We start from the raw sequence: 24,745 nt of genomic DNA on the forward strand, positions 1-24,745 counted from the left end.
GCCGGCAGCTGCCGGCTCGCGGCCTGTAGGGGATCGATGACTGAGTATGGCCGGGGCCCTGGCTCCGAACCGTGGCATCCGGAGGACCCGTTGTACGGGGACAGCGGATGGGGCGGACAGGCCGCCGACGGCCAGTCCGCCTACGACGGCGGCCAGCCGCAGCACTATCCGCAGCAGCAGGCGCAGCAGGGCGACTGGGGCCAGGGGCAGCAGCAGTACCCGCCACAGGGCCAGCCGGGGCAGTACCAGGACCAGCAGCAGTTCCAGCAGGGGCAGCAGTTCCAGGGGCAGCAGCAGTACGGCGACCAGGGGCAGCAGCAGTTCAACGGCCAGGGTCAGCAGCGGTATCCGGGTCAGGGCCAGCAGCAGTACGGCAACCAGGGTCAGCAGCAGTACCCGGGGCAGGGCCAGCAGCAGTACGGCAACCAGGGTCAGCAGCAGTACCCGGGGCAGGGCCAGCAGCAGTACGGCGGCAACCAGGGCCAGCAGCAGTACCCGGGGCAAGGTCAGCAGCAGTACCCGGGTCAAGGTCAGCAGCAGTACCCGGGTCAAGGTCAGCAGCAGTACGGCGACCAGGGTCAGCAGCAGTACCCCGACGGCGGGAACACCGGGGCGCAGTCCCAGGTTCCGTACGCCGCGGACCCCGCCGACCCCTACGCCGGGCAGTACACGGGTGAGCAGCCTGACTTCTACGGCACCCCCGATGCCTATCCGCCGCCCGAGCCGCCCGCCCGCCGCCGCGCCGAACCCGAACCGGAGCCCGACTGGGACCCGGGACCGGACCAGGGCGAGCACGCCTTCTTCGCCGGTGGCGACGATGATGACGACGACGACTTCGACGACGATGACGACCCGAAGAAGGGCCGGGGCCGCGGTGACCGCAAGGGCGGGGGCGGCGGCACAGGCAAGAAGAAGCGCCGCAGCGGCTTTGCCTGCCTGGTGGTCGTCCTGGTCTTCGGAGGCGGTCTCGCCGGAGCCGGGGTTTTCGGCTACCACTACTACCAGAATCGTTTCGGCTCGGCTCCCGACTTCGCGGGCGAGGGTTCGGGGCAGGTCGCCGTCATCATCGCCAAGGGCGAGGGCGGCTACGTGATCGGCCAGAAGCTCAAGGCGCTCGGTGTCGTCAAGAGCGTCGATGCCTTCGTCTCCGCTCAACAGAAGAATCCCAAGGGCAAGTCGATTCAGGCCGGTGCCTATCTTCTGCGGAAGGAGATGTCGGCCGCGAGTGCCGTCGAGCTGATGCTCGACCCCAAAAGCCAGAACAATGTGACCGTGCCTCCCGGTTTCCGCAATGTCCAGGTGTACGCGGCGATCGACAAGAAGCTCGGACTCGCCGACGGCACGACCAGTGGCGTGGCGAAGAAGGAATACAAGAGCCTCGGGCTCCCGAGCTGGGCGAACAGCAACAAGGACATAAAGGATCCGCTGGAAGGGTTCCTCTACCCGCTCACGTATCCCGCGGCCAAGGGCATGAAGCCCGAGACCGTGCTGAAGGGCATGGTCGCGCAGGCCAACAAGAAGTACGCCGCGATGGGACTCGTGGCCAAGGCGAAGGCCCTCAAGCTGGACAATCCGCTCCAGGTGGTCACGGTCGCGAGCCTGGTCCAGGCCGAGGGCAAGACGCATGACGACTACCGCAAGATGGCCGAGGTCGTCTACAACCGGCTGAAGAGCACCAACACCGAGACCAACCGGAAGCTGCAGTTCGACTCGACCTTCAATTACCTGAAGGGTCAGAGCAAGATTCGCATCAGTTCGTCCGAGATCAACAGTAATCCGGACCCGTACAACACGTACACGCACGCGGGTCTGCCGCCCGGTCCGATCGGCAATCCGGGTGACGAGGCCTTCAGGGCGGTTTTCAACCCCACGAAGGACGGCTGGCTCTATTTCGTGGCGACCGACGGTCAGAACAATACCGAATTCGCCAAGACGCTGGCCCAATTCCAGAAGCTCAAGGACCAATTCAATGCCAGCTCGGGCAACTGATGTCCGCCGGGCCGCGGTGCTCGGTTCGCCGATCGCTCACTCCCTCTCCCCGGTGCTGCACCGCGCCGCGTACCGGGAGCTGGGCCTGGGGGAATGGTCGTACGACCGCTTCGAGGTCGACGAGGAGGCCCTGCCCGGGTTCTTCGAGGACCTCGGACCGGAATGGGCCGGGCTCTCGCTGACCATGCCGCTCAAGCGGGCCGTGATGCCGCTGGTCGACGAGATCAGCGAGACGGCGGCCTCCGTCGAGGCGGTCAACACCGTCGTGTTCACCGAGGACGGGCGGCGCGTCGGCGACAACACCGACATCCCCGGGATGGTCGCCGCGCTGCGCGAGCGGGGGATCGAGCAGGTCGACTCGGCCGCCGTTCTCGGTGCCGGCGCCACCGCCTCCTCCGCGCTGGCCGCCCTCGCGCGGATCTGCACCGGCGAGATCGTCGCGTACGTCCGCAGCAAGGAACGGGCCGCCGAGATGCGGCAGTGGGGCGAGCGGCTCGGCATCGAGGTGCGCACCGAGGACTGGACCGACGCCGAGCAGGCGCTGCGGGCTCCTCTGGTGATCGCCACGACTCCGGCGGGCACCACGGACGCACTGGCCGCCGCAGTCCCGGAGCGCCCCACGACCCTCTTCGACGTGCTGTACGACCCCTGGCCGACCGACCTCGCGGCGCGCTGGTCGGCGTACGGCGGAGCCGTCGTCGGCGGACTCGATCTCCTCGTGCACCAGGCGGTGCTCCAGGTCGAGCAGATGACCCGGCGGGCGCCCGCGCCGCTCGGCGCCATGCGCAGGGCGGGCGAACACGCGCTCGCCGCCCGCTAGGCGACACCGGTCGAGCCCGGGCGGGCAGGCAGCCGAGAGCCGGCCGCCGAGACGCCCGGGACAGGCCCGCTCCGGCGCCCCCGGGGCGCGCCCGGGCCGGTGCGACCCGGCCGGGTGCGTCCGCCTGATGGACCTGCGGCCGGTTCCCGCCCCCGGACGTGGGAGGATCGGAGACGGCGGGCCAGGGCCGCGCACCCGGTCGCGCCGTCGCCGTACGCGAGGACGCGTGTACGCAGCAGCAGTACCAGGGCGCGAGCATGAGGAGCACCGTTGAGCAGGTTGCGCTGGCTGACCGCGGGGGAGTCCCACGGTCCCGCACTTGTCGCGACGCTGGAGGGTCTTCCCGCCGGCGTCCCGATCACCACGGAGATGGTGGCGGACCACCTCGCCCGGCGGCGCCTGGGCTATGGACGCGGTGCCCGGATGAAGTTCGAGCGCGACGAGGTCACCTTCCTGGGCGGCGTACGCCACGGTCTCACCATGGGCTCCCCGGTCGCCATCATGGTCGGCAACACCGAGTGGCCCAAGTGGGAGCAGGTCATGGCGGCCGACCCGGTCGCCCCGGAGATCCTCGCCGACCTGGCCCGCAACGCCCCGCTGACCCGCCCCCGGCCCGGCCACGCCGACCTCGCCGGCATGCAGAAGTACGGCTTCGACGAGGCCCGGCCGATCCTGGAGCGCGCCTCCGCCCGCGAGACCGCGGCCCGCGTCGCGCTCGGCGCGGTCGCCCGCTCGTACCTCAAGGAGACGGCCGGGATCGAGATCGTCTCGCACGTCGTCGAACTGGCCGCGGCCAAGGCGCCGTACGGCGTCTACCCGAAGCCCTCGGACGTGGAGAAGCTCGACGCCGACCCGGTGCGCTGCCTCGACGCCGACGCCTCGAAGGCGATGGTCGCCGAGATCGACCAGGCCCACAAGGACGGCGACACGCTCGGCGGCGTCGTCGAGGTGCTCGCGTACGGCGTACCGGTGGGCCTCGGCTCGCACGTGCACTGGGACCGGCGCCTCGACGCCCGGCTCGCGGCCGCGCTCATGGGCATCCAGGCCATCAAGGGCGTCGAGGTCGGCGACGGCTTCGACCTGGCCCGCGTGCCCGGCTCCCAGGCCCACGACGAGATCGTCCACACCGAGGACGGCATCCGGCGCACCACCGGCCGCTCCGGCGGCACCGAGGGCGGTCTGACCACCGGCGAACTGCTGCGCGTCCGCGCAGCGATGAAGCCGATCGCCACCGTGCCGCGCGCGCTGGCCACCATCGACGTCGCCACCGGCGAGGCCGCCAAGGCCCACCACCAGCGCTCCGACGTCTGCGCGGTCCCGGCCGCCGGCATCGTCGCCGAAGCCATGGTCGCCCTCGTCCTCGCCGACGCCGTGGCCGAGAAGTTCGGCGGCGACAGCGTCCCGGAGACCCGCAGGAACGTGCGGAGCTACCTCGAGAACCTGGTCATCCGGTGACCGCCCCACGGCTGGTCCTGGTCGGCCCGATGGGGGTCGGCAAGTCCACGGTGGGCGCGCTCGTCGCCGAGCGGCTCGGCTGCGCCTACCGGGACACGGACGACGACATCGTGGCCGCGCAGGGCCGCACGATCGCCGACATCTTCGTCGACGAGGGCGAGTCCGCCTTCCGCGCGATCGAGAAGCAGGCGGTGCGCGAGGCGCTCGCCGGGCACGACGGTGTGCTGGCGCTGGGCGGCGGTTCGATCCTCGACGCGGACACCCGCGAGCTGCTCGGCGGCCACCAGGTCGTCTACCTCTCGATGGACGTCGAGGAGGCGGTCCAGCGGACCGGGCTGAACGTGGCCCGGCCGCTGCTCGCCGTCAACCCCCGCAGGCAGTGGCGCGAGCTGATGGAGGCACGCCGCCACCTGTACACCGAAGTCGCCCGCGCGGTCGTGGCGACCGACGGCCGCACCCCCCAAGAGGTCGCCCAAGGGGTCCTCGACGCACTGGAGTTGAAGGAAGCATGAGCGAGGCAGTGACCCGCGTCCAGGTCGGCGGCACCGCGGGCACCGACCCCTACGAGGTCCTGATCGGCCGTCAACTCCTCGGCGAGCTCGGCGGATTGATCGGCGACAGGGCCAAGCGCGTCGCCGTGATCCACCCCGAGGCGCTCGCCGGCACCGGCGAGGCGCTCCGCGCCGACCTGGCCGAGCAGGGCTTCGAGACCGTCGCCATCCAGGTGCCGAACGCCGAGGAGGCCAAGACCGCCGAGGTCGCGGCCTACTGCTGGAAGGCGCTCGGCCAGTCCGGCTTCACCCGCACCGACGTCATCGTCGGCGTCGGCGGCGGCGCCACCACCGACCTGGCCGGCTTCGTGGCGGCGACCTGGTTGCGCGGGGTGCGCTGGATCGCCGTTCCCACCACCGTGCTCGCCATGGTCGACGCGGCGGTCGGCGGCAAGACCGGCATCAACACCGCCGAGGGCAAGAACCTCGTCGGCGCCTTCCATCCGCCCGCGGGCGTGCTCTGCGACCTGGCCGCGCTCGACTCGCTGCCGGTCAACGACTACGTCTCCGGGCTGGCGGAGATCATCAAGGCCGGTTTCATCGCCGACCCGGTGATCCTGGAGCTCATCGAGTCCGACCCCGAGGCGGCCCGGACGCCCGCGGGCCCGCACACCGCCGAGCTGATCGAGCGCTCCATCAAGGTCAAGGCCGAGGTCGTCTCCGGCGACCTCAAGGAGTCGGGGCTGCGCGAGATCCTCAACTACGGCCACACCCTCGCGCACGCCATCGAGAAGAACGAGCGCTACAAGTGGCGGCACGGCGCGGCCGTCTCCGTCGGCATGCACTTCGCCGCCGAACTCGGCCGCCTCGCGGGCCGGTTGGACGACGCGACCGCCGACCGGCACCGCACGATCCTGGAGTCCGTCGGTCTCCCGCTGAGCTACCGCTACGACCAGTGGCCGAAGCTCGTGGAGAACATGAAGGTCGACAAGAAGTCCCGCGGCGACATGCTGCGCTTCATCGTCCTCGACGGGCTGGCCAAGCCGACCGTCCTGGAGGGCCCGGATCCGGCCGTCCTGCTCGCGGCCTACGGCGAGGTCGGCGAGTAACGGGCGGCGCCCCGCGCGGACGTATGTTCCGAAGGACCCCTGCTCAACCCGTTTTGCCTCTCGCTCCCGGGCACTTCGCACGCTCCCCGGCCGTTCACACAACGGCGGCCGGGGAAGGTACCGTTCGGTAGCGACGGGACCGGCGTCCCGTCCGCCAGCGCACATCGCCTGTACGAGACGGAGTGGCACCGGATGCAGCACGCAGTGGGGGCTCCGCTGCCGCCGCCCCATCAGCCGGGGCGTGGACCGGCCGCCGGATGGTCGCCGGCCGGACAGTACCCGGGGCAGCAGGGTCCCGCGCCCGCTCCGGGTTTCGCCGGAGCGCCGGTGCCGCCCGGCGCCCCTCCCACGCAGACCCCGCAGCATCACCTGCCGCCGCATCAGATGCCCCCGCAGCCTCCGCAGTACCCGTCGGTGCAGCCTCCGCCGCACCCTCCCGTCCCGCCCGCGCCGGACAGCACCGGGCATGTGCAGCTGCCGCCGGGCGTTTCGGTGGCCATGCCGAGCCCGCCGCCCGCGTCGGGCGCGCCCGATCCGGCGGCCACCACGCTCGCGGTCCTGCTGATCGGCCCCGCGGGCGCGGGAAAGACCAGCGTCGCCAAGTACTGGGCGGACCACCGCCGGGTGCCCACGGCCCACATCAGCCTCGACGACGTGCGCGAATGGGTGCGCTCGGGCTTCGCCGACCCGCAGTCGGGATGGAACGACCATTCCGAGGCGCAGTATCGTCTCGCCCGCCGCACCTGCGGCTTCGCTGCCCGCAACTTCCTGGCCAACGGCATCTCGTGCATCCTCGACGACGCCGTCTTCCCGGACCGCCCGGTCGTCGGACTCGGCGGCTGGAAGCGGCACGTGGGCCCCGGGCTGCTGCCGGTCGTGCTCCTGCCGGGCCTGGAAGTGGTCCTGGAGCGCAACGCCGAGCGCTCCGGGAACCGCAGGCTCAGCGACGAGGAGGTCGCGCGCATCCACGGCCGGATGGCCGGCTGGTACGGCTCCGGGCTCCCGATCATCGACAACTCGCAGCTCGACGTGGCGACCACGGCCCGCGTGCTGGACGACGTCCTCGCGCGGTCGATCGCCAGCCCGCCGCAGTGGTGAGCGGGCCCCGCGTCCGCCGTTCCGGGCGCCGGGGTACCCGTCCGGCCCTCTGAACCGGCGACATCCGGCCACCACTCGTACGCTCGGTTCATGTCAGAGGTGTACGCGACCCGCAGAGAGCGGCTCCGGGAACGCAGTACGGCGGGCGGCAGCGCGACCGCGCTGGTGACCCGCCCCGCCAATGTGAGGTATCTCGCCGGCGCGGCGCCGCAGGGCTCCGTGCTCCTGCTCGGCAGCGTCGAGGACGTGCTGCTGTGCGGCTGCCCGCCGACCGGTGAGGCCATGGAAGGGCGCCCCGACGAGGCGCTGAACGTGCGGGTGCTGCCGCGCGCCGGCGGTGATCCCGCCGTCGCGGCCGCCGGTCTGGCGGCAGGCCAGGGTGCCGAGTCCCTCGCGGTCGAGGAACACCACCTGACCGTGACCCGGCACCGAGCCCTCGGCTCGGTCGCGCCGCGGCTGCGCCTGGCCGACCTGGGCGGCGCGGTGGAACAGCTGCGCGTGATCAAGGACGAGGAGGAGATCTCCTGTCTGCGGATCGGCGCGGAAATCGCCGACCAGGCGCTCGGTGAACTCCTCGAATCCATTCTCGTCGGCCGCACGGAACGCCATCTCGCCCTGGAACTGGAGCGCCGGCTCGTCGACCACGGCGCGGAGGGACCGGCCTTCGCGACCTCGGTCGGCACCGGCCCGAACTCGGGACGGCGCGGCCACCGGCCCACCGACCGGCGCGTCGAGGAAGGCGACTTCCTCTCCGTCTGTCTCGGCGCGACCTATCGCGGCTACCGGTGTGAGATCGGTCGTACGTTCGTGATCGGCACCTCGCCCGCCGACTGGCAGATCGAGCTGTACGACCTCGTCTTCGCCGCCCAGCGGGCAGGACGGGAGGCGCTGGCACCCGGCGCCGCCTACCGCGATGTGGACCGCGCGGCCCGTCAGGTACTGGGCTCCGGGGGCCATACCGAAGGCCTTCCACCGCTGACGGGGCACGGTGTCGGGCTCGAAATCGACGAGGACCCGCAGCTTGCCCCCGCGGCCATGGGTAAACTGGACGCTTGCGTGCCGGTCACCGTCGAACCGGGAGTCCACCTTCCGGGCCGGGGCGGTGTCAGGATCGATGACACGCTCGTCGTGCGCCCTGAGGCGGACGGCGGACCCGAGCTACTCACCATCACGACCAAGGAGCTGCTCGCGCTCTAGCTTTTCGAGCTGTGCGCGTGCGCCGGGGTCGTCCACGTCAGTCCAGGAGATTCCGCAACCGTGGCTTCCACGAACGACCTCAAGAACGGCCTGGTGCTCAAGCTCGACGGAGGCCAGCTCTGGTCCGTCGTCGAGTTCCAGCACGTCAAGCCCGGCAAGGGCCCGGCCTTCGTGCGCACCAAGCTGAAGAACGTGCTCTCCGGCAAGGTCGTCGACAAGACGTTCAACGCCGGCGTCAAGGTCGAGACGGCCACGATCGACAAGCGTGACATGCAGTTCTCGTACATGGACGGCGAGTACTTCGTCTTCATGGACATGGACACGTACGACCAGCTGATGGTCGACCGCAAGTCCGTCGGCGATGCCGCCAACTTCCTGATCGAGGGCTTCACGGCCACCGTCGCCCAGCACGAGGGCGCGGTGCTCTTCGTCGAGCTGCCGGCCGCCGTCGAGCTGGTCATCCAGGAGACCGAGCCGGGCGTCCAGGGCGACCGCTCCACCGGTGGCACCAAGCCCGCCACCCTGGAGACCGGCCACCAGATCCAGGTCCCGCTCTTCATCACCACCGGTGAGAAGATCAAGGTCGACACGCGCAGCAGCGACTACCTCGGCCGGGTGAACAGCTAACCGTGGCTGCCCGCAACACGGCCCGCAAGCGCGCCTTCCAGATCCTCTTCGAGGGCGACCAGCGCGGCGTGGACGTCCTGACGGTCCTCGCGGACTGGATCCGGCACTCCCGGTCCGACACCCGGCAGCCGCCGGTCAGCGAGTACACGATGCAGCTGGTCGAGGGCTACGCCACCAAGGTGAGGCGGATCGACGAGCTCCTCGCGCAGTACGCCGTCGGCTGGACGCTGGACAGGATGCCGGTCGTCGACCGCAACATCCTGCGCGTCGGTGCCTACGAGCTGATCTGGGTCGACGAGACCCCGGACGCCGTGGTGCTCGACGAGGCGGTGCAGCTGGCCAAGGAGTTCTCCACGGACGAGTCGCCCTCGTTCGTGAACGGCCTGCTGGGCCGGCTGAAGGACCTGAAGCCGTCGCTCCGCCGCGACGAGGACTAGGACCTGTCCGGCCGATCACGGTGGAGGATGCCACCCGTGCCTGGCCGGCAGCCGTAGTCGTACGGCCCCAAGGGGGCGTACGGAACGCCGGAGGGCCCGCAGCACGATCGCTGCGGGCCCTCCGGCGTTCCCGTACCTCGAAGGCTCCCGAAGCCCGCAGACGGCCGCCGGGGTGGCCGGAACCATCAGGTTCCGGCCACCCCGGCGGCACGTTTCTGCTGAGCTGTCCTAAGGGATTCAGCCCTCGTCGTGGGCGACCGCGCGGCGCGCGTCCGCGTCCAGGACGCCCCAGCTGATCAGCTGCTCGGTCAGGACCGAGGGGGACTGGTCGTAGATGACGGCGAGGGTGCGCAGGTCGTCCTGGCGGATCGACAGCACCTTGCCGTTGTAGTCGCCGCGCTGCGACTGGATCGTCGCCGCGTAGCGCTGGAGGGGGCCCGCCTTCTCGGCCGGCACGTGCGCCAGCCGCTCCAGGTCGAGGACCAGCTTCGGCGGCGGCTCGGCGGCCCCGCCCGGAGTGGTCCCGGGCAGCAGCTCCTGGACCGGAACCCCGTAGAAGTCCGCCAGCTCGGCAAGGCGCTGCACGGTGACAGCGCGGTCGCCGCGCTCGTACGAACCGACCACGACCGCCTTCCAGCGTCCCTGGGACTTCTCCTCCACTCCGTGGAGGGAAAGGCCCTGCTGGGTGCGGATGGCGCGGAGCTTGGCCCCGAGCTGTTTGGCGTATTCGCTGGACATATAGCTCCCCGGACGCTGTATCAACGTGCGGCTCCGCCGCGCGGCTGGTGACTCACTGTGAGGTTACGCAGCGTTACTCTCCCCCGTCAAGCCGAAGGATTTTCGACCGCCTCCCGTACGGGTGTCACCGGGGGTGGCTGAAAGCGATGTGATCAGGCGCGTTGCCGGGCTGGTACCGTTGATGGCGCAAATCCGACGTCCTTTAATGATCCGTCCCGTGAGGCGGAGAAGGAGGTCCGTTTCCTATGGACACCCAGCACGACAAGCAGCAGTACGAAGCCGATGCGCGGCCCGTTCTCGAGGCGCCCGACATCGCGCGGGTGCTGACCCGCATCGCCCACGAGATCGTCGAACGCGCCAAGGGCGCCGACGACGTGGTGCTCCTCGGCATTCCGACCCGGGGTGTCTTCCTGGCCCGCAGACTGGCCGAGAAGCTCCAGGAGATCACCGACCGCAAGATCCCGGTCGGATCCCTCGACATCACCATGTACCGCGACGACCTGCGCATGCACCCGCCGCGTGCGCTGGCCCGCACCGAGATCCCGGGTGACGGCATCGACGGCCGCCTCGTCGTCCTCGTCGACGACGTGCTCTTCTCCGGCCGCACCATCCGCGCAGCGCTCGACGCGCTGAACGACATCGGCCGCCCGCGCGCCGTGCAGCTCGCCGTCCTCGTCGACCGGGGCCACCGCGAACTGCCCATCCGCGCCGACTACGTAGGCAAGAACCTCCCCACGTCGTTGCGGGAGACGGTCAAGGTCCAGCTCGCCGAGGAGGACGGTCGCGACACCGTGCTGCTCGGTGCCAAGCGGACCTCCGCGGGCGAGCCCCAGTAGCACTCCGGTCCCCGCCGCCGAGTGCGCTCCCGCGCGCCCGCATGCCCGAATCCTCCCTGAACTTCCTTACGGAGCCTGACAGATGCAGCGTCATCTCATCTCGGCCGCCGACCTCACCCGCGACGACGCCGTCCTGATCCTCGACACCGCCGAGGAGATGGCCCGGGTCGCCGACCGGCCGATCAAGAAGCTGCCGACCCTGCGCGGCCGCACCGTCGTCAACCTCTTCTTCGAGGACTCGACCCGGACCCGGATCTCCTTCGAGGCCGCCGAGAAGCGCCTCTCCGCGGACGTCATCAACTTCACCGCCAAGGGGTCGAGCGTCTCCAAGGGCGAGTCCCTCAAGGACACCGCCCAGACCCTGGAGGCCATGGGGGTCGACGCCGTCGTCATCCGGCACGGCGCCTCCGGAGCCCCGTACCGGCTCGCCACCTCCGGCTGGATCGACGCCGTCGTCATCAACGCGGGCGACGGCACCCACCAGCACCCCACGCAGGCCCTGCTCGACGCCTTCACCATGCGCCGCCGGCTGGTCGGCCGGGACGCCGGGATCGGCCAGGACCTGGCCGGCAAGCGCATCACCATCGTCGGCGACGTCCTGCACAGCCGCGTCGCCCGCTCCAACGTCGACCTGCTGCACACCCTCGGCGCCGAGGTCACCCTCGTCGCGCCGCCCACCCTGGTGCCGGTCGGCGTGGAGAGCTGGCCCTGCGAGATCTCGTACGACCTCGACAGAACCCTCTCCAAGTCGGACGCCGTGATGATGCTGCGCGTGCAGCGCGAGCGGATGAACGCGGCGTTCTTCCCGACCGAGCGCGAGTACTCGCGTCGCTACGGGCTCGACGGCGACCGCATGGCGAAAATGCCGGAGCACGCCATCGTGATGCACCCAGGTCCGATGGTCCGCGGCATGGAGATCACCGCCGAGGTCGCCGACTCCGAGCGATGCACCGTCGTCGAGCAGGTCGCCAACGGTGTCTCCATCCGCATGGCCGTCCTGTACCTGCTCCTGGGCGGCAACGAGCCCGCCGTCACCCACACCCGTACCGAGGAGAAGTAAGTACATGAGCAAGATCCTGATCCGTGGTGCGAGGGTGCTCGGCGGCGAGCCGCAGGACGTCCTGATCGACGGCGACACGATCGCCGAGGTCGGTACGGGGCTGTCCGCGGAAGGCGCCGAGGTCGTCGAGGCCGAGGGCAAGGTACTGCTGCCGGGCCTCGTCGACCTGCACACCCATCTGCGCGAGCCGGGCCGCGAGGACTCCGAGACCGTGCTGACCGGCACGCGCGCGGCGGCGAGCGGCGGCTTCACGGCCGTGTTCGCCATGGCCAACACCTTCCCGGTCGCCGACACGGCCGGCGTGGTCGAGCAGGTCTACCGGCTCGGCCAGGAGCACGGCTACTGCGACGTCCAGCCGATCGGCGCCGTCACCGTCGGCCTGGAGGGCAGGAAGCTCGCCGAACTGGGCGCGATGCACGAGTCCGCGGCCGGTGTCACGGTCTTCTCCGACGACGGCAAGTGCGTCGACGACGCGGTGATCATGCGCCGCGCGCTGGAGTACGTGAAGGCCTTCGGCGGCGTCGTCGCCCAGCACGCGCAGGAGCCCCGCCTCACCGAGGGCGCCCAGATGAACGAGGGGGTCGTCTCCGCGGAGCTCGGACTCGGCGGCTGGCCCGCGGTCGCCGAGGAGTCGATCATCGCCCGCGACGTCCTGCTCGCCGAGCACGTCGGCTCCCGCGTCCACATCTGCCACCTGTCGACCGCCGGTTCCGTCGAGATCGTCCGGTGGGCCAAGTCCCGCGGCATCGACGTCACCGCCGAGGTCACCCCGCACCACCTGCTCCTCACCGACGAACTGGTGCGCTCGTACAACCCGGTCTACAAGGTCAACCCGCCGCTGCGCACGGAGCGGGACGTCATGGTGCTGCGCGAGGCGCTCGCCGACGGCACGATCGACATCGTCGCGACCGACCACGCGCCGCACCCGCACGAGGACAAGGACTGCGAGTGGGCCGCCGCCGCCATGGGAATGGTCGGCCTGGAGACCGCGCTGTCCGTCGTCCAGCAGACGATGGTCGAGACCGGACTGCTCGACTGGGCCGGCGTCGCCGACCGCATGTCCGTCAAGCCCGCCGCGATCGGCCGGGCCACGGGCCACGGACGTCCCGTCTCGGCAGGCGAGCCCGCCAACCTCACGCTGGTCGATACCGCATACCGTGGGACGGTGGACCCCGCTGGCTTCGCCTCGCGCAGCCGCAACACCCCTTACGAGGGCCGTGAGCTGCCGGGCAGGGTCACCCACACCTGGCTGCGGGGCAAGGCCACCCTCGTCGACGGGAAGCTCGCGTGACACCTCTCATCTCCCTGGCCGCCGCCGGACAGAAATCGGCGGAAGTGACCGACTGGTCCGCCCGGATCGGCTGGCTCGTCGGCCTCGCCCTCTTCGTCGCGCTCGTCTACTGGCTGATGCGCGAGGGCTGGAAGTGGCGCGGCACCCTCCAGGGTGACCTGCCCGAGCTGCCCGCCGCGCCGGAAGACCCCGGCCCGGTGAAACTGAGCATGAGCGGCCGCTACCACGGCTCCACCACCGCCGGGCAGTGGCTCGACCGCATCGTGGCGCACGGCCTGGGCACCCGCAGCCGGGCCGAGCTCACCCTGACGGACGCGGGACTGGACGTCGTACGCCCCGGAGCGGACGACTTCTTCGTCCCGGCCTCGCAGCTGCGCGAGGCCCGGCTCGACAAGGGCATCGCGGGCAAGGTCCTCACCGAGGGCGGACTCCTCGTCGTCACCTGGGCGCACGGCGACAGGCTCCTCGACTCCGGTTTCCGCTCGGACCGCGCGGCCGAGCACAACGAATGGGCCGACACCCTGAACGACATGATCAACAAGACGGAAACGGAAGGCGCACGATGACGACCTCCACTCAGGGGAACGCCTCGCAGAGGAAAGAGGCGCTTCCCGCCGTACTCGTCCTGGAGGACGGCCGGGTCTTCCGCGGCCGTGCCTACGGGGCCGTGGGGGTGACCTTCGGCGAAGCGGTGTTCTCCACCGGCATGACCGGCTACCAGGAGACCCTCACCGACCCGTCCTACCACCGCCAGGTCGTCGTGATGACGGCCCCGCACGTCGGCAACACCGGAGTCAACGACGAGGACCCCGAGTCGGGGCGGATCTGGGTCGCCGGATACGTCGTCCGCGATCCCGCGCGTGTGCCCTCCAACTGGCGTTCGCGGCGCTCGCTGGACGAGGAGCTGCGCAACCAGGGTGTCGTCGGCATCAGCGGGATCGACACCCGCGCCCTCACCCGCCATCTGCGTGAGCGCGGCGCCATGCGCGTCGGCATCTTCTCCGGCAACGCGCTGCCCGACGCGGGCACCATGCTCGCCGAGGTGCGCCAGGCGCCCGAGATGAAGGGTGCGGACCTCGCCGCCGAGGTCGCCACCAAGGAGCCTTACGTCGTCCCCGCGATCGGCGCGAAGAGGTTCACCGTCGCCGCCGTCGACCTGGGCATCAAGGGCATGACTCCGCGCCGGATGGCCGAACGCGGCATCGAGGTGCACGTGCTGCCCGCGACGGCCACCGCCGAGGACATCTACGCGGTGAATCCGGACGGGGTGTTCTTCTCCAACGGTCCCGGTGACCCGGCGACCGCCGACGGTCCCGTCGCTCTCATGAAGGAGGTCCTTGCTCGCAGGACGCCGCTGTTCGGGATCTGTTTCGGCAATCAGATCCTCGGCCGGGCGCTGGGCTTCGGCACGTACAAGCTGAAGTACGGGCACCGCGGTATCAACCAGCCGGTGCAGGACCGTACGACGGGCAAGGTCGAGGTCACCGCGCACAATCACGGCTTCGCCGTCGACGCCCCGCTCGACGAGGTCTCCGAGACTCCCTTCGGCCGGGCCGAGGTCTCGCACGTCTGCCTCAACGACCAGGTGGTGGAGGGCCTCCACCTGCTCGACCGGCCGGCCTTCAGTGTCCAGTACCACCCGGAAGCGGCGGCAGGGCCGCACGATGCCGCCTACCTGTTCGACCGCTTCGTATCCCTGATGGAGGGCCAGCGTGCCTAAGCGCACCGATATCCAGTCCGTCCTGGTCATCGGCTCCGGTCCGATCGTCATCGGCCAGGCCGCCGAGTTCGACTACTCCGGCACCCAGGCGTGCCGCGTCCTGCGCGCCGAGGGCCTGCGGGTCATCCTCGTCAACTCCAACCCGGCGACGATCATGACGGACCCGGAGATCGCCGACGCCACCTACGTCGAGCCGATCACCCCGGAGTTCGTCGAGAAGATCATCGCGAAGGAGCGGCCGGACGTCCTGCTGCCGACGCTGGGCGGTCAGACGGCCCTGAACACCGCGATCTCCATGCATGAGCAGGGTGTGCTGGAGAAGTACGGTGTCGAGCTCATCGGTGCCAACATCGAGGCGATCAACAAGGGCGAGGACCGCGACCTGTTCAAGGGTGTCGTCGAGGCCGTCCGCGAGAAGATCGGCCACGGCGAGTCCGCCCGCTCCGTCATCTGCCACACCATGGACGACGTCATCGCGGGTGTGGACACGCTCGGCGGCTACCCGGTGGTGGTCCGCCCGTCCTTCACGATGGGCGGCGCCGGTTCCGGCTTCGCGCACGACGAGGACGAGCTGCGCCGCATCGCCGGCCAGGGACTCACCCTCTCCCCGACCACCGAGGTGCTCCTGGAGGAGTCCATCCTCGGCTGGAAGGAGTACGAGCTGGAGCTGATGCGCGACAGGAACGACAACGTCGTGGTCGTCTGTTCCATCGAGAACTTCGACCCCATGGGCGTCCACACCGGTGACTCGATCACGGTGGCGCCGGCGATGACGCTGACGGACCGTGAGTACCAGCGGCTGCGTGACATCGGTATCGCGATCATCCGTGAGGTCGGGGTGGACACCGGTGGCTGCAACATCCAGTTCGCGGTCAACCCCGAGGACGGCCGGATCATCGTCATCGAGATGAACCCGCGTGTGTCGCGGTCCTCGGCGCTGGCTTCCAAGGCGACCGGTTTCCCGATCGCGAAGATCGCGGCGAAGCTGGCCGTGGGCTACACGCTCGACGAGATCCCGAACGACATCACCGAGAAGACCCCGGCGTCCTTCGAGCCGACCCTCGACTACGTGGTCGTGAAGGCGCCGCGTTTCGCGTTCGAGAAGTTCCCCTCCGCGGACTCGACCCTGACGACGACGATGAAGTCGGTCGGTGAGGCGATGGCGATCGGCCGCAACTTCACCGAGGCGCTGCAGAAGGCGCTGCGCTCGCTGGAGAAGAAGGGCAGCCAGTTCACCTTCGTCGGCGACCCCGGCGACAAGGCCGAGCTGCTGCGCGAGGCCGCCCGGCCGACCGACGGCCGTATCAACACCGTCATGCAGGCGATCCGTGCGGGCGCGACGCAGGAGGAGGTCTTCGAGTCCACGAAGATCGACCCGTGGTTCGTCGACCAGCTGTTTTTGATCAGGGAGATCGCGGACGGGCTCGCGGCCGCGGACAAGCTCGACCCCGAGCTGCTGGCCGAGGCCAAGCGGCACGGCTTCTCCGACACCCAGATCGCCGAGATCCGCGGGCTGCGCGAGGACGTCGTGCGTGAGGTGCGGCACGCGCTGGGAGTGCGCCCGGTCTACAAGACGGTCGACACCTGCGCCGCCGAGTTCGCGGCGAGGACGCCGTACTTCTACTCCTCCTACGACGAGGAGTCCGAGGTCGCGGCGCGGGAGAAGCCCGCGGTGATCATCCTGGGCTCCGGTCCGAACCGGATCGGGCAGGGCATCGAGTTCGACTACTCCTGCGTGCACGCCTCCTTCGCGCTGAGCGAGGCGGGCTACGAGACGGTGATGGTCAACTGCAACCCGGAGACCGTCTCCACCGACTACGACACCTCCGACCGCCTGTACTTCGAGCCGCTCACGCTGGAGGACGTGCTGGAGATCGTGCACGCGGAGTCGCTGGCCGGTCCGGTCGCGGGGGTGATCGTGCAGCTCGGCGGGCAGACCCCGCTCGGCCTGGCGCAGGCGCTGAAGGACAACGGGGTGCCGATCGTGGGCACCCCGCCGGAGGCGATCCACGCCGCCGAGGACCGCGGCGCGTTCGGCCGGGTCCTGGAGCAGGCGGGCCTGCCGGCCCCCAAGCACGGCACCGCCACCACCTTCGCCGGGGCCAAGGCCATCGCCGACGAGATCGGCTACCCCGTCCTGGTGCGGCCCTCGTACGTCCTGGGCGGACGCGGCATGGAGATCGTCTACGACGAGACCCGGCTGTCCTCCTACATCGCCGAGTCCACCGAGATCAGCCCCTCCCGGCCGGTCCTGGTCGACCGGTTCCTCGACGACGCGATCGAGATCGACATCGACGCACTCTACGACGGCCAGGAGCTCTACCTCGGCGGCGTCATGGAACACATCGAGGAGGCCGGCATCCACTCCGGCGACTCCGCCTGCGCGCTCCCGCCGATCACGCTCGGCGGGTTCGACATCAAGCGGCTGCGCGCCTCCACCGAGGCCATCGCCGAGGGCGTCGGCGTCCGCGGCCTGATCAACATCCAGTTCGCGCTGGCCGGCGACATCCTCTACGTCCTGGAGGCCAACCCGCGCGCCTCACGCACCGTCCCCTTCACCTCCAAGGCGACCGCGGTGCCGCTCGCGAAGGCCGCCGCCCGCATCTCGCTCGGCGCGACCGTCGCCGAGCTGCGGGCCGAGGGGCTGCTCCCGGCGAACGGTGACGGCGGCACGCTGCCGCTGGACGCGCCGATCTCCGTCAAGGAGGCCGTCATGCCGTGGTCGCGGTTCCGTGACATCCACGGCCGCGGTGTCGACACGGTGCTCGGCCCGGAGATGCGCTCCACCGGCGAGGTCATGGGCATCGACTCCGTCTTCGGCACCGCGTACGCGAAGTCGCAGGCGGGTGCCTACGGCCCGCTGCCGACCAAGGGCCGTGCGTTCATCTCGGTCGCCAACCGCGACAAACGCTCGATGATCTTCCCGGCGCGTGAACTCGTCGCCCACGGCTTCGAGCTGATGGCCACCTCCGGCACGGCCGAGGTCCTCAAGCGCAACGGCATCAACGCCACGGTCGTGCGCAAGCAGTCCGAGGGCCAGGGCCCCAACGGTGAGCGGACCATCGTCCAGCTGATCCACGACGGCGAGGTCGACCTCATCGTCAACACGCCGTACGGCACCGGCGGCCGCCTCGACGGCTACGAGATCCGCACCGCGGCCGTCGCCCGCTCGGTGCCCTGTCTGACCACGGTGCAGGCACTCGCCGCCGCCGTCCAGGGCATCGACGCCCTCAACCACGGCGACGTGGGCGTCCGCTCACTCCAGGAACACGCCGAACATCTGACCGCGGCGCGTGACTAGCAGCCCTGAGGGGGACACCGGAAACGGTGTCCCCCTCTTCATGAGGCCCCCTGCCCCTTCAAGAGGCGCCCTTCACCGGGCTCTTTCGAGGACATGATCATGTACAAGCTGTTCTTCAACCTCGTCTTCAAGCGGATGGACCCGGAGCAGGCCCACCACCTCGCCTTCCGCTGGATCCGGCTCGTCGCCCGCGTTCCCGTCCTGCGCACCTTCGTCGCCGCCGCGCTCGCGCCCCGGCACAAGGCGCTGCGCACCGAGGCGCTCGGGCTGCGCATGCACGGCCCCTTCGGACTCGCGGCGGGCTTCGACAAGAACGCCGTGGCCATCGACGGGATGTCGATGCTCGGCTTCGACCACATCGAGATCGGCACGGTCACCGGGGAGCCGCAGTCGGGCAACCCCAAGAAGCGGCTGTTCCGCCTCGTGCCGGACCGCGCGCTGATCAACCGCATGGGGTTCAACAACGAGGGCTCCGCGGCCGTCTCCGAGCGCCTGGCGGCCCGTACGCCCGTCTTCAGGACCGTTGTGGGCGTCAACATCGGCAAGACCAAGGCCGTCCCCGAGGCCGAGGCCGCCGCCGACTATGTGAAGTCGACCGAGCGGCTGGCCGCGCACGCCGACTACCTCGTGGTCAACGTCAGCTCCCCGAACACCCCCGGCCTGCGCAACCTCCAGGCCACGGAGTCGCTGCGCCCGCTGCTGACCGCAGTCCGCGAGGCCGCCGACCGCGCCGTCACCGGCCGGCGAGTCCCGCTCCTAGTCAAGATCGCGCCCGACCTCGCCGACGAGGACGTCGACGCGGTCGCCGATCTCGCCGTCGAACTCGGCCTGGACGGGATCATCGCAACGAACACGACCATCGCGCGCGAGGGGCTCGGACTGACGTCCGACCCCTCCCTGGTGAAGGAGACCGGCGGCCTCTCGGGTGCGCCGCTCAAGGCGCGCTCCCTGGAGGTGCTGCGCCGCCTCTACGCGCGCGTGGGCGACCGCATCACCCTGGTGGGCGTCGGCGGCATCGAGAACGCCGAGGACGCCTGGCAGCGCATCCTGGCCGGCGCCACGCTGGTCCAGGGCTACAGCGCCTTCATCTACGAAGGTCCCTTCTGGGGCCGCGCGATCCACAAGGGGCTCGCCGCCCGCCTGCGGACGAGCCCGTATGCCACCCTCGCCGACGCGGTCGGCGCCGACGTGAGGAAGTCCGTATGAGCCTGGAACCCTTCGGCGCGCGCCTTCGCCGCGCCATGGACGAGCGCGGTCCCCTGTGCGTGGGCATCGACCCGCACGCGTCCCTGCTCGCCGACTGGGGGCTCGGGGACGACATCGCGGGTCTGGAGCGCTTCAGCCGCACGGTCGTCGAGGCGCTCGCCGAGCGGGTCGCCGTCCTCAAGCCCCAGAGCGCGTTCTTCGAGCGGTTCGGGTCGCGCGGGATCGCCGTCCTGGAGAAGTCGGTCGAACAGGCGCGGGCGGCCGGGGCGCTGGTCGTGATGGACGCCAAGCGCGGTGACATCGGCTCGACCATGGCGGCGTACGCCGAGACCTTCCTGCGCAAGGACGCGCCGCTCTTCTCGGACGCGCTGACCGTATCGCCCTACCTGGGCTACGGCTCGCTGAAGCCCGCGGTGGAGCTGGCGCGCGAGAGCGGGGCCGGGCTCTTCGTCCTCGCGCTCACCTCCAACCCGGAGGGCGGCGAGGTGCAGCACGCCGTCCGCGCGGACGGACGAACCGTCGGAGCGACGATGCTCGGGCATCTGGCCGCCGAGAACGCGGACGAGACGCCGCTCGGCTCCTTCGGAGCGGTCGTCGGTGCCACCCTGGGCGATCTCTCCTCCTACGACCTGGACATCAACGGCCCGCTCCTCGCGCCCGGCATCGGTGCCCAGGGAGCGACCGCGGCCGATCTGGCGGGCGTCTTCGGGTCCGCCGTGCGCAATGTCGTCCCGAACGTGAGCCGGGGTGTTCTGCGTCACGGTCCCGACCTCCTGGCCCTGCGCGAGTCGGCCGAGGGGTTCGCGGAGGAGATCAGGGCGGCTGTGGCGGCCGCCTGAGACCTCCGACAGCCGTTCGAGAGCCCTCCGACGAGTGCCTTCCGAGCGCCCCGAGTCTGAATACATTCTCAAATCCGGGGAGGTATGTCGGAAATGTCGGGCCTCAGGGAGGCTGACCAGGACTTTTCCTTTGTTCTCGCTGACTCCGGCGCACTTGCCCGCTAGTCTCCGTCGAGTGGGGGCACCTCCCACCGCCTCAAGGCAGTGGGAGGAGAGCGGGCGAGCGTGTTGCCCGTAGCTCCCAGGTGTGGGGCGACTAGGTTCCTCACCGGTCCGTATCCGACAGTTCGACATCCGAGGTGACGTAGGCGTGGCTCTTCCGCCCCTTACCCCTGAACAGCGCGCAGCCGCGCTCGAAAAGGCCGCCGCGGCTCGCCGGGAGCGGGCCGAGGTCAAGAATCGACTCAAGCACTCCGGCGCCTCGCTTCACGAGGTCATCAAGCAGGGTCAGGAGAACGACGTCATCGGCAAGATGAAGGTCTCCGCTCTCCTGGAGTCCCTGCCGGGCGTGGGCAAGGTCCGCGCCAAGCAGATCATGGAGCGACTCGGGATCTCCGAGAGCCGCCGTGTGCGTGGTCTCGGCTCGAATCAGATCGCCTCTTTGGAGCGCGAGTTCGGTGGTTCCGGCGCCTGAGTCCTGGACACCCCGGGATTGCTGGAATAATCGCTGCATGAGTGAACGTCCGCGGCTGACCGTGCTCTCCGGCCCCTCAGGGGTCGGCAAGAGCACGGTCGTCGCTCATATGCGCAAGGAACACCCCGAGGTCTGGCTCTCGGTGTCGGCGACGACCCGCAAGCCGCGCCCCGGTGAGAAGCACGGTGTCCACTACTTCTTCGTCTCCGACGACGAGATGGACAAGCTGATCGCCAACGGCGAGCTCCTGGAGTGGGCCGAATTCGCCGGGAACCGCTACGGCACTCCGCGCGCCGCCGTCCTGGAGCACCTGGAGTCGGGTGCGCCGCTCCTCCTGGAGATCGACCTGCAGGGAGCCCGGCAGGTCCGAGAGTCCATGGAGGACGCGCTGCTCGTGTTCCTGGCCCCGCCCTCCTGGGAGGAGTTGGTGCGCAGGCTCACCGGGAGGGGCACCGAACCGCCCGAGGTGATCGAGCGCCGCCTGGACGCGGCGAAGATCGAACTGGCGGCCGAGCCGGAGTTCGATGTCACCCTGGTCAACACCTCCGTCGAGGACGTGGCGCGCGAGCTGCTAGCCTTGGTGGAAGTTGTTTGATCTTTCAGGTCAATTTCCACCTTTCGGAAGGCAGAGCGTGTCCTCTTCCATCACTGCTCCCGAGGGCATCATCAACCCTCCGATCGACGAGCTTCTCGAGGCCACCGACTCGAAGTACAGCCTGGTGATCTACGCGGCCAAGCGTGCCCGCCAGATCAACGCGTACTACTCACAGCTCGGCGAGGGCCTCCTCGAGTACGTCGGTCCGCTCGTCGACACCCACGTCCACGAGAAGCCGCTGTCGATCGCCCTGCGCGAGATCAACGCGGGACTGCTGACCTCCGAGGCCGTCGAAGGCCCCGCTCAGTAGTCGTTCATTTGCTCATCCCAGGCCCGGCGGCGCGACTGCCGGGCCTGTGGTGTGTCATGGAGACGTACGTTTCCGAGCCAGGGGAGAGACGGTGGACAAGCCGAAGGTCGTTCTGGGGGTCAGCGGTGGCATCGCCGCGTACAAGGCCTGTGAACTGCTGCGACGACTGACGGAGTCGGGCCACGACGTACGGGTCGTACCCACCGCGTCCGCGCTGCACTTCGTCGGCGCCGCCACCTGGTCCGCGCTCTCGGGCCACCCCGTCTCCACGGAGGTCTGGTCGGACGTCCACGAGGTCCCGCACGTCCGCATCGGGCAGCACGCCGACCTCGTGGTGGTCGCCCCCGCGACCGCCGACCTGCTCGCCAAGGCCGCCCACGGACTGGCCGACGACCTCCTCACTAACACCCTGCTCACCGCCCGCTGCCCGGTCGTCTTCGCGCCCGCCATGCACACCGAGATGTGGGAGCACCCGGCGACCCAGGAGAACGTGGCGACCCTGCGGCGGCGCGGTGCCGTGGTCGTCGAGCCCGCCGTGGGGCGCCTGACCGGCGTCGACACCGGCAAGGGGCGGCTGCCCGACCCGGGGGAGATCTTCGAGGCCTGCCGCCGTGTGCTCGCCCGGGGGGTCGCCGAGCCGGATCTCGCCGGCCGCCATGTCGTCGTCAGCGCGGGCGGCACCCGTGAGCCCCTCGACCCGGTCCGCTTCCTCGGCAACCGTTCCTCCGGCAAGCAGGGGTACGCGCTCGCCCGCACCGCCGCCGCACGCGGCGCCCGGGTCACGCTGATCGCGGCGAACACGGGCCTCCCGGACCCGGCCGGGGTCGACGTGGTCCAGGTCGGCACCGCCGTGCAGATGCGGGAGGCCGTGCTGAAGGCGACCCCGGACGCCGACGCGGTGGTGATGGCGGCCGCGGTGGCGGACTTCCGCCCCCAGGCGTACGCGGCCGGGAAGATCAAGAAGAAGGACGGCCAGGAGCCGGAGCCGATCGTCCTGGTCCGCAATCCGGACATCCTCGCGGAGATCTCCGCGGACCGCGCGCGCCCCGGCCAGGTGGTGGTCGGATTCGCCGCCGAGACCGACGACGTCCTCGCCAACGGACGGACGAAGCTGGAGCGCAAGGGCTGCGATCTCCTGGTGGTGAACGAGGTGGGGGAGCGCAAGACCTTCGGTTCCGAGGAGAACGAGGCGGTGGTGCTCGGGGCCGACGGCAGTGAGACCCCGGTGCCCCACGGACCCAAGGAAGCCCTGGCCGAGACGGTGTGGGACCTGGTGACACGCCGACTGGTGTGAAAGCTCACTCATCGCACACGTCACCCCAAAGACCGCAAAATCGGGCGTGGCGACCCTGGCGAAGAGCCACGGCGATGGCGCAGAATGCCCGTGCCGCAGGTCACAGGGGTTTCGAGAGGCGAGACAGGGGTCCTGCGGCTGAGCGCGACCGATAAACTGTTCTCGGACGACGCCGGGCGCAGCTCCCGTCCCGTCCACCAATGATCAGCCAGCAGCCGCTGCAACCACAGGGAGCGTTGTGTCCCGTCGCCTGTTCACCTCGGAGTCCGTGACCGAGGGTCACCCCGACAAGATCGCTGACCAGATCAGCGACACCATTCTCGATGCGCTCCTGCGCGAGGACCCGACGTCCCGGGTCGCCGTGGAGACGCTCATCACGACCGGCCTGGTGCATGTGGCCGGAGAGGTCACGACCAAGGCGTACGCGCCGATCGCCCAGCTGGTCCGCGACAAGATCCTGGAGATCGGCTACGACTCGTCGAAGAAGGGCTTCGACGGAGCGTCCTGTGGCGTGTCGGTGTCGATCGGTTCCCAGTCCCCGGACATCGCGCAGGGTGTCGACACGGCGTACGAGTCCCGTGTCGAGGGTGACGAGGACGAGCTGGACAGGCAGGGCGCGGGCGACCAGGGCCTGATGTTCGGGTACGCGACGGACGAGACCCCGAACCTGATGCCGCTCCCGATCCACCTCGCGCACAAGCTCTCGCGCCGGCTCTCCGACGTCCGCAAGAACGGGACCATCCCGTACCTGCGCCCCGACGGCAAGACCCAGGTCACCATCGAGTACGACGGCGACAAGGCGGTCCGTCTGGACACCGTCGTCGTCTCCTCGCAGCACGCCTCGGACATCGACCTGGACTCGCTGCTCGCTCCCGACATCCGCGAGTTCGTGGTGGAGCCGGAGCTGAAGGCCCTCCTCGACGACGGCATCAAGCTGGAGACCGAGGGCTACCGCCTGCTGGTGAACCCGACCGGCCGCTTCGAGATCGGCGGCCCGATGGGCGACGCCGGCCTCACCGGTCGCAAGATCATCATCGACACGTACGGCGGCATGGCCCGCCACGGCGGCGGCGCCTTCTCCGGCAAGGACCCGTCCAAGGTCGACCGCTCCGCCGCGTACGCGATGCGCTGGGTCGCGAAGAACGTCGTCGCCGCGGGCCTCGCCTCGCGCTGCGAGGTCCAGGTCGCCTACGCCATCGGCAAGGCCGAGCCGGTCGGTCTGTTCGTCGAGACCTTCGGTACCGCCAAGGTCGACGCCGAGAAGATCGAGACCGCCATCACGGAGGTCTTCGACCTCCGCCCGGCGGCCATCATCCGCGACCTCGACCTGCTGCGCCCGATCTACGCGCAGACCGCCGCGTACGGTCACTTCGGCCGCGAGCTGCCCGACTTCACGTGGGAGCGCACGGACCGGGTGGACGCCCTGCGCAAGGCCGCGGGCCTGTAGTCCGCGAAGGCTTCGTCAGAGCCGTGAGGCCCGGTACCCCGAGGGGGTGCCGGGCCTCACGGCTGCGTGGGTAAATCGGTGGTCCCGACCGGCCGGAATTCGTACGCTGGTGATCTCCCGGTGCGATGGCCGCGGTTACTTCGGTGGAGCACGCCCATGGCGTGCGGTGAATCTGGATCATGTTCCGCTGCCGCCCGGATCTCGGGAGAACCGACGTCGCTCCGCCCGGTGCGACGGCCGCGGATACTTCT

At 70.1% G+C, this 24,745-nt stretch carries 23 protein-coding genes; 22 read left to right on the forward strand and 1 reads right to left on the reverse strand.

All coding sequences use genetic code 11. The features are described 5' to 3' along the window. Positions 1–36 precede the first annotated feature (36 nt). The 9 genes from mltG to nusB all read left to right on the forward strand — a co-directional run bounded on the left by mltG (position 37) and on the right by nusB (position 9,223). Positions 37–1,989 (forward strand): endolytic transglycosylase MltG, encoded by a 1,953-nt coding sequence (mltG, locus tag ACFYR3_RS11875; RefSeq protein WP_389282609.1) that lies wholly within the window; start codon positions 37–39, stop codon positions 1,987–1,989. Beyond that, the gene (locus ACFYR3_RS11880) at positions 1,970–2,809 is read left to right on the forward strand and encodes a shikimate dehydrogenase (RefSeq protein WP_355839545.1); all 840 of its coding nucleotides are present in this window, start codon (positions 1,970–1,972) and stop codon (positions 2,807–2,809) included. The genes mltG and ACFYR3_RS11880 overlap by 20 nt, the downstream gene beginning before the upstream one ends. 270 nt (positions 2,810–3,079) lie before the next feature. Continuing rightward, entirely contained in the window at positions 3,080–4,264 is a 1,185-nt protein-coding gene (aroC, locus tag ACFYR3_RS11885; protein WP_355839543.1) for a chorismate synthase, read from the forward strand. A 29-nt stretch (positions 4,265–4,293) separates the two neighbouring features. Continuing rightward, positions 4,294–4,776 (forward strand): shikimate kinase, encoded by a 483-nt coding sequence (locus ACFYR3_RS11890; RefSeq protein ID WP_389282718.1) that lies wholly within the window; start codon positions 4,294–4,296, stop codon positions 4,774–4,776. Then, positions 4,773–5,864, forward strand: coding sequence for a 3-dehydroquinate synthase (aroB, locus tag ACFYR3_RS11895; protein WP_355839541.1), 1,092 nt, complete (start codon positions 4,773–4,775; stop codon positions 5,862–5,864). Before ACFYR3_RS11890 ends, aroB begins: the two co-directional genes overlap by 4 nt. Positions 5,865–6,056: 192 nt before the next feature. After that, positions 6,057–6,962, forward strand: a complete 906-nt coding sequence (locus tag ACFYR3_RS11900; protein WP_355839539.1) for a Pro-rich N-terminal domain-containing protein — start codon at positions 6,057–6,059, stop codon at positions 6,960–6,962. A gap of 90 nt (positions 6,963–7,052) precedes the next feature. Beyond that, the gene (locus ACFYR3_RS11905) at positions 7,053–8,159 is read left to right on the forward strand and encodes an aminopeptidase P family protein (protein WP_355839538.1); all 1,107 of its coding nucleotides are present in this window, start codon (positions 7,053–7,055) and stop codon (positions 8,157–8,159) included. A gap of 60 nt (positions 8,160–8,219) precedes the next feature. Further along, a complete protein-coding gene (efp, locus tag ACFYR3_RS11910; protein ID WP_355839536.1) occupies positions 8,220–8,786 on the forward strand; it encodes an elongation factor P in 567 nt (188 codons plus the stop codon). Positions 8,787–8,788: 2 nt separating this feature from the next. Next, complete coding sequence (nusB, locus tag ACFYR3_RS11915; RefSeq protein ID WP_389282613.1) at positions 8,789–9,223, forward strand: transcription antitermination factor NusB; 435 nt, start codon at positions 8,789–8,791, stop codon at positions 9,221–9,223. 237 nt (positions 9,224–9,460) lie between these two features. Here the strand turns inward: nusB and bldD are convergent, their stop codons facing one another. Next, positions 9,461–9,961, reverse strand: a complete 501-nt coding sequence (gene bldD / locus ACFYR3_RS11920) for a transcriptional regulator BldD (protein ID WP_037621142.1) — start codon at positions 9,959–9,961, stop codon at positions 9,461–9,463. A 245-nt stretch (positions 9,962–10,206) separates the two neighbouring features. On the opposite strand from bldD, the gene pyrR reads away from it, so the two are divergent. The 13 genes from pyrR to metK all read left to right on the forward strand — a co-directional run bounded on the left by pyrR (position 10,207) and on the right by metK (position 24,494). After that, positions 10,207–10,797, forward strand: a complete 591-nt coding sequence (pyrR, locus tag ACFYR3_RS11925) for a bifunctional pyr operon transcriptional regulator/uracil phosphoribosyltransferase PyrR (RefSeq protein WP_356783099.1) — start codon at positions 10,207–10,209, stop codon at positions 10,795–10,797. Positions 10,798–10,879: 82 nt separating this feature from the next. Further along, positions 10,880–11,857 carry an aspartate carbamoyltransferase catalytic subunit gene (locus ACFYR3_RS11930; protein WP_355839530.1) on the forward strand — a complete coding sequence of 326 codons (978 nt, stop codon included), beginning with the start codon at positions 10,880–10,882 and terminating at the stop codon, positions 11,855–11,857. A 4-nt stretch (positions 11,858–11,861) separates the two neighbouring features. Continuing rightward, on the forward strand, positions 11,862–13,148 hold the full coding sequence (locus tag ACFYR3_RS11935) for a dihydroorotase (protein WP_355839528.1): 1,287 nt from the start codon (positions 11,862–11,864) through the stop codon (positions 13,146–13,148). Then, the gene (locus ACFYR3_RS11940; protein WP_389282616.1) at positions 13,145–13,714 is read left to right on the forward strand and encodes a hypothetical protein; all 570 of its coding nucleotides are present in this window, start codon (positions 13,145–13,147) and stop codon (positions 13,712–13,714) included. The genes ACFYR3_RS11935 and ACFYR3_RS11940 overlap by 4 nt, the downstream gene beginning before the upstream one ends. After that, positions 13,711–14,868 (forward strand): glutamine-hydrolyzing carbamoyl-phosphate synthase small subunit, encoded by a 1,158-nt coding sequence (gene carA, locus ACFYR3_RS11945; RefSeq protein ID WP_355839524.1) that lies wholly within the window; start codon positions 13,711–13,713, stop codon positions 14,866–14,868. Before ACFYR3_RS11940 ends, carA begins: the two co-directional genes overlap by 4 nt. Continuing rightward, entirely contained in the window at positions 14,861–18,169 is a 3,309-nt protein-coding gene (gene carB, locus ACFYR3_RS11950; RefSeq protein WP_355839522.1) for a carbamoyl-phosphate synthase large subunit, read from the forward strand. The genes carA and carB overlap by 8 nt, the downstream gene beginning before the upstream one ends. A gap of 99 nt (positions 18,170–18,268) precedes the next feature. Then, positions 18,269–19,375 carry a quinone-dependent dihydroorotate dehydrogenase gene (locus ACFYR3_RS11955; protein WP_355839520.1) on the forward strand — a complete coding sequence of 369 codons (1,107 nt, stop codon included), beginning with the start codon at positions 18,269–18,271 and terminating at the stop codon, positions 19,373–19,375. Continuing rightward, positions 19,372–20,214, forward strand: a complete 843-nt coding sequence (gene pyrF, locus ACFYR3_RS11960) for an orotidine-5'-phosphate decarboxylase (RefSeq protein WP_355839518.1) — start codon at positions 19,372–19,374, stop codon at positions 20,212–20,214. The genes ACFYR3_RS11955 and pyrF overlap by 4 nt, the downstream gene beginning before the upstream one ends. Positions 20,215–20,524: 310 nt before the next feature. Continuing rightward, positions 20,525–20,848 (forward strand): integration host factor, encoded by a 324-nt coding sequence (locus ACFYR3_RS11965; protein WP_016638838.1) that lies wholly within the window; start codon positions 20,525–20,527, stop codon positions 20,846–20,848. A gap of 37 nt (positions 20,849–20,885) precedes the next feature. Further along, on the forward strand, positions 20,886–21,443 hold the full coding sequence (gene gmk, locus ACFYR3_RS11970; protein WP_355839516.1) for a guanylate kinase: 558 nt from the start codon (positions 20,886–20,888) through the stop codon (positions 21,441–21,443). A gap of 37 nt (positions 21,444–21,480) precedes the next feature. Further along, positions 21,481–21,753: a DNA-directed RNA polymerase subunit omega gene (gene rpoZ, locus ACFYR3_RS11975; RefSeq protein ID WP_003982715.1), complete on the forward strand. Its 273-nt coding sequence runs from the start codon at positions 21,481–21,483 to the stop codon at positions 21,751–21,753. 91 nt (positions 21,754–21,844) lie between these two features. Then, positions 21,845–23,047 carry a bifunctional phosphopantothenoylcysteine decarboxylase/phosphopantothenate--cysteine ligase CoaBC gene (gene coaBC / locus ACFYR3_RS11980; protein WP_389282620.1) on the forward strand — a complete coding sequence of 401 codons (1,203 nt, stop codon included), beginning with the start codon at positions 21,845–21,847 and terminating at the stop codon, positions 23,045–23,047. A gap of 238 nt (positions 23,048–23,285) precedes the next feature. Beyond that, entirely contained in the window at positions 23,286–24,494 is a 1,209-nt protein-coding gene (metK, locus tag ACFYR3_RS11985; RefSeq protein ID WP_355839512.1) for a methionine adenosyltransferase, read from the forward strand. Positions 24,495–24,745 lie beyond the last annotated feature (251 nt).

The sequence above is a fragment of the Streptomyces sp. NPDC005784 genome (assembly GCF_042871525.1).
GTDB lineage: Bacteria > Actinomycetota > Actinomycetes > Streptomycetales > Streptomycetaceae > Streptomyces.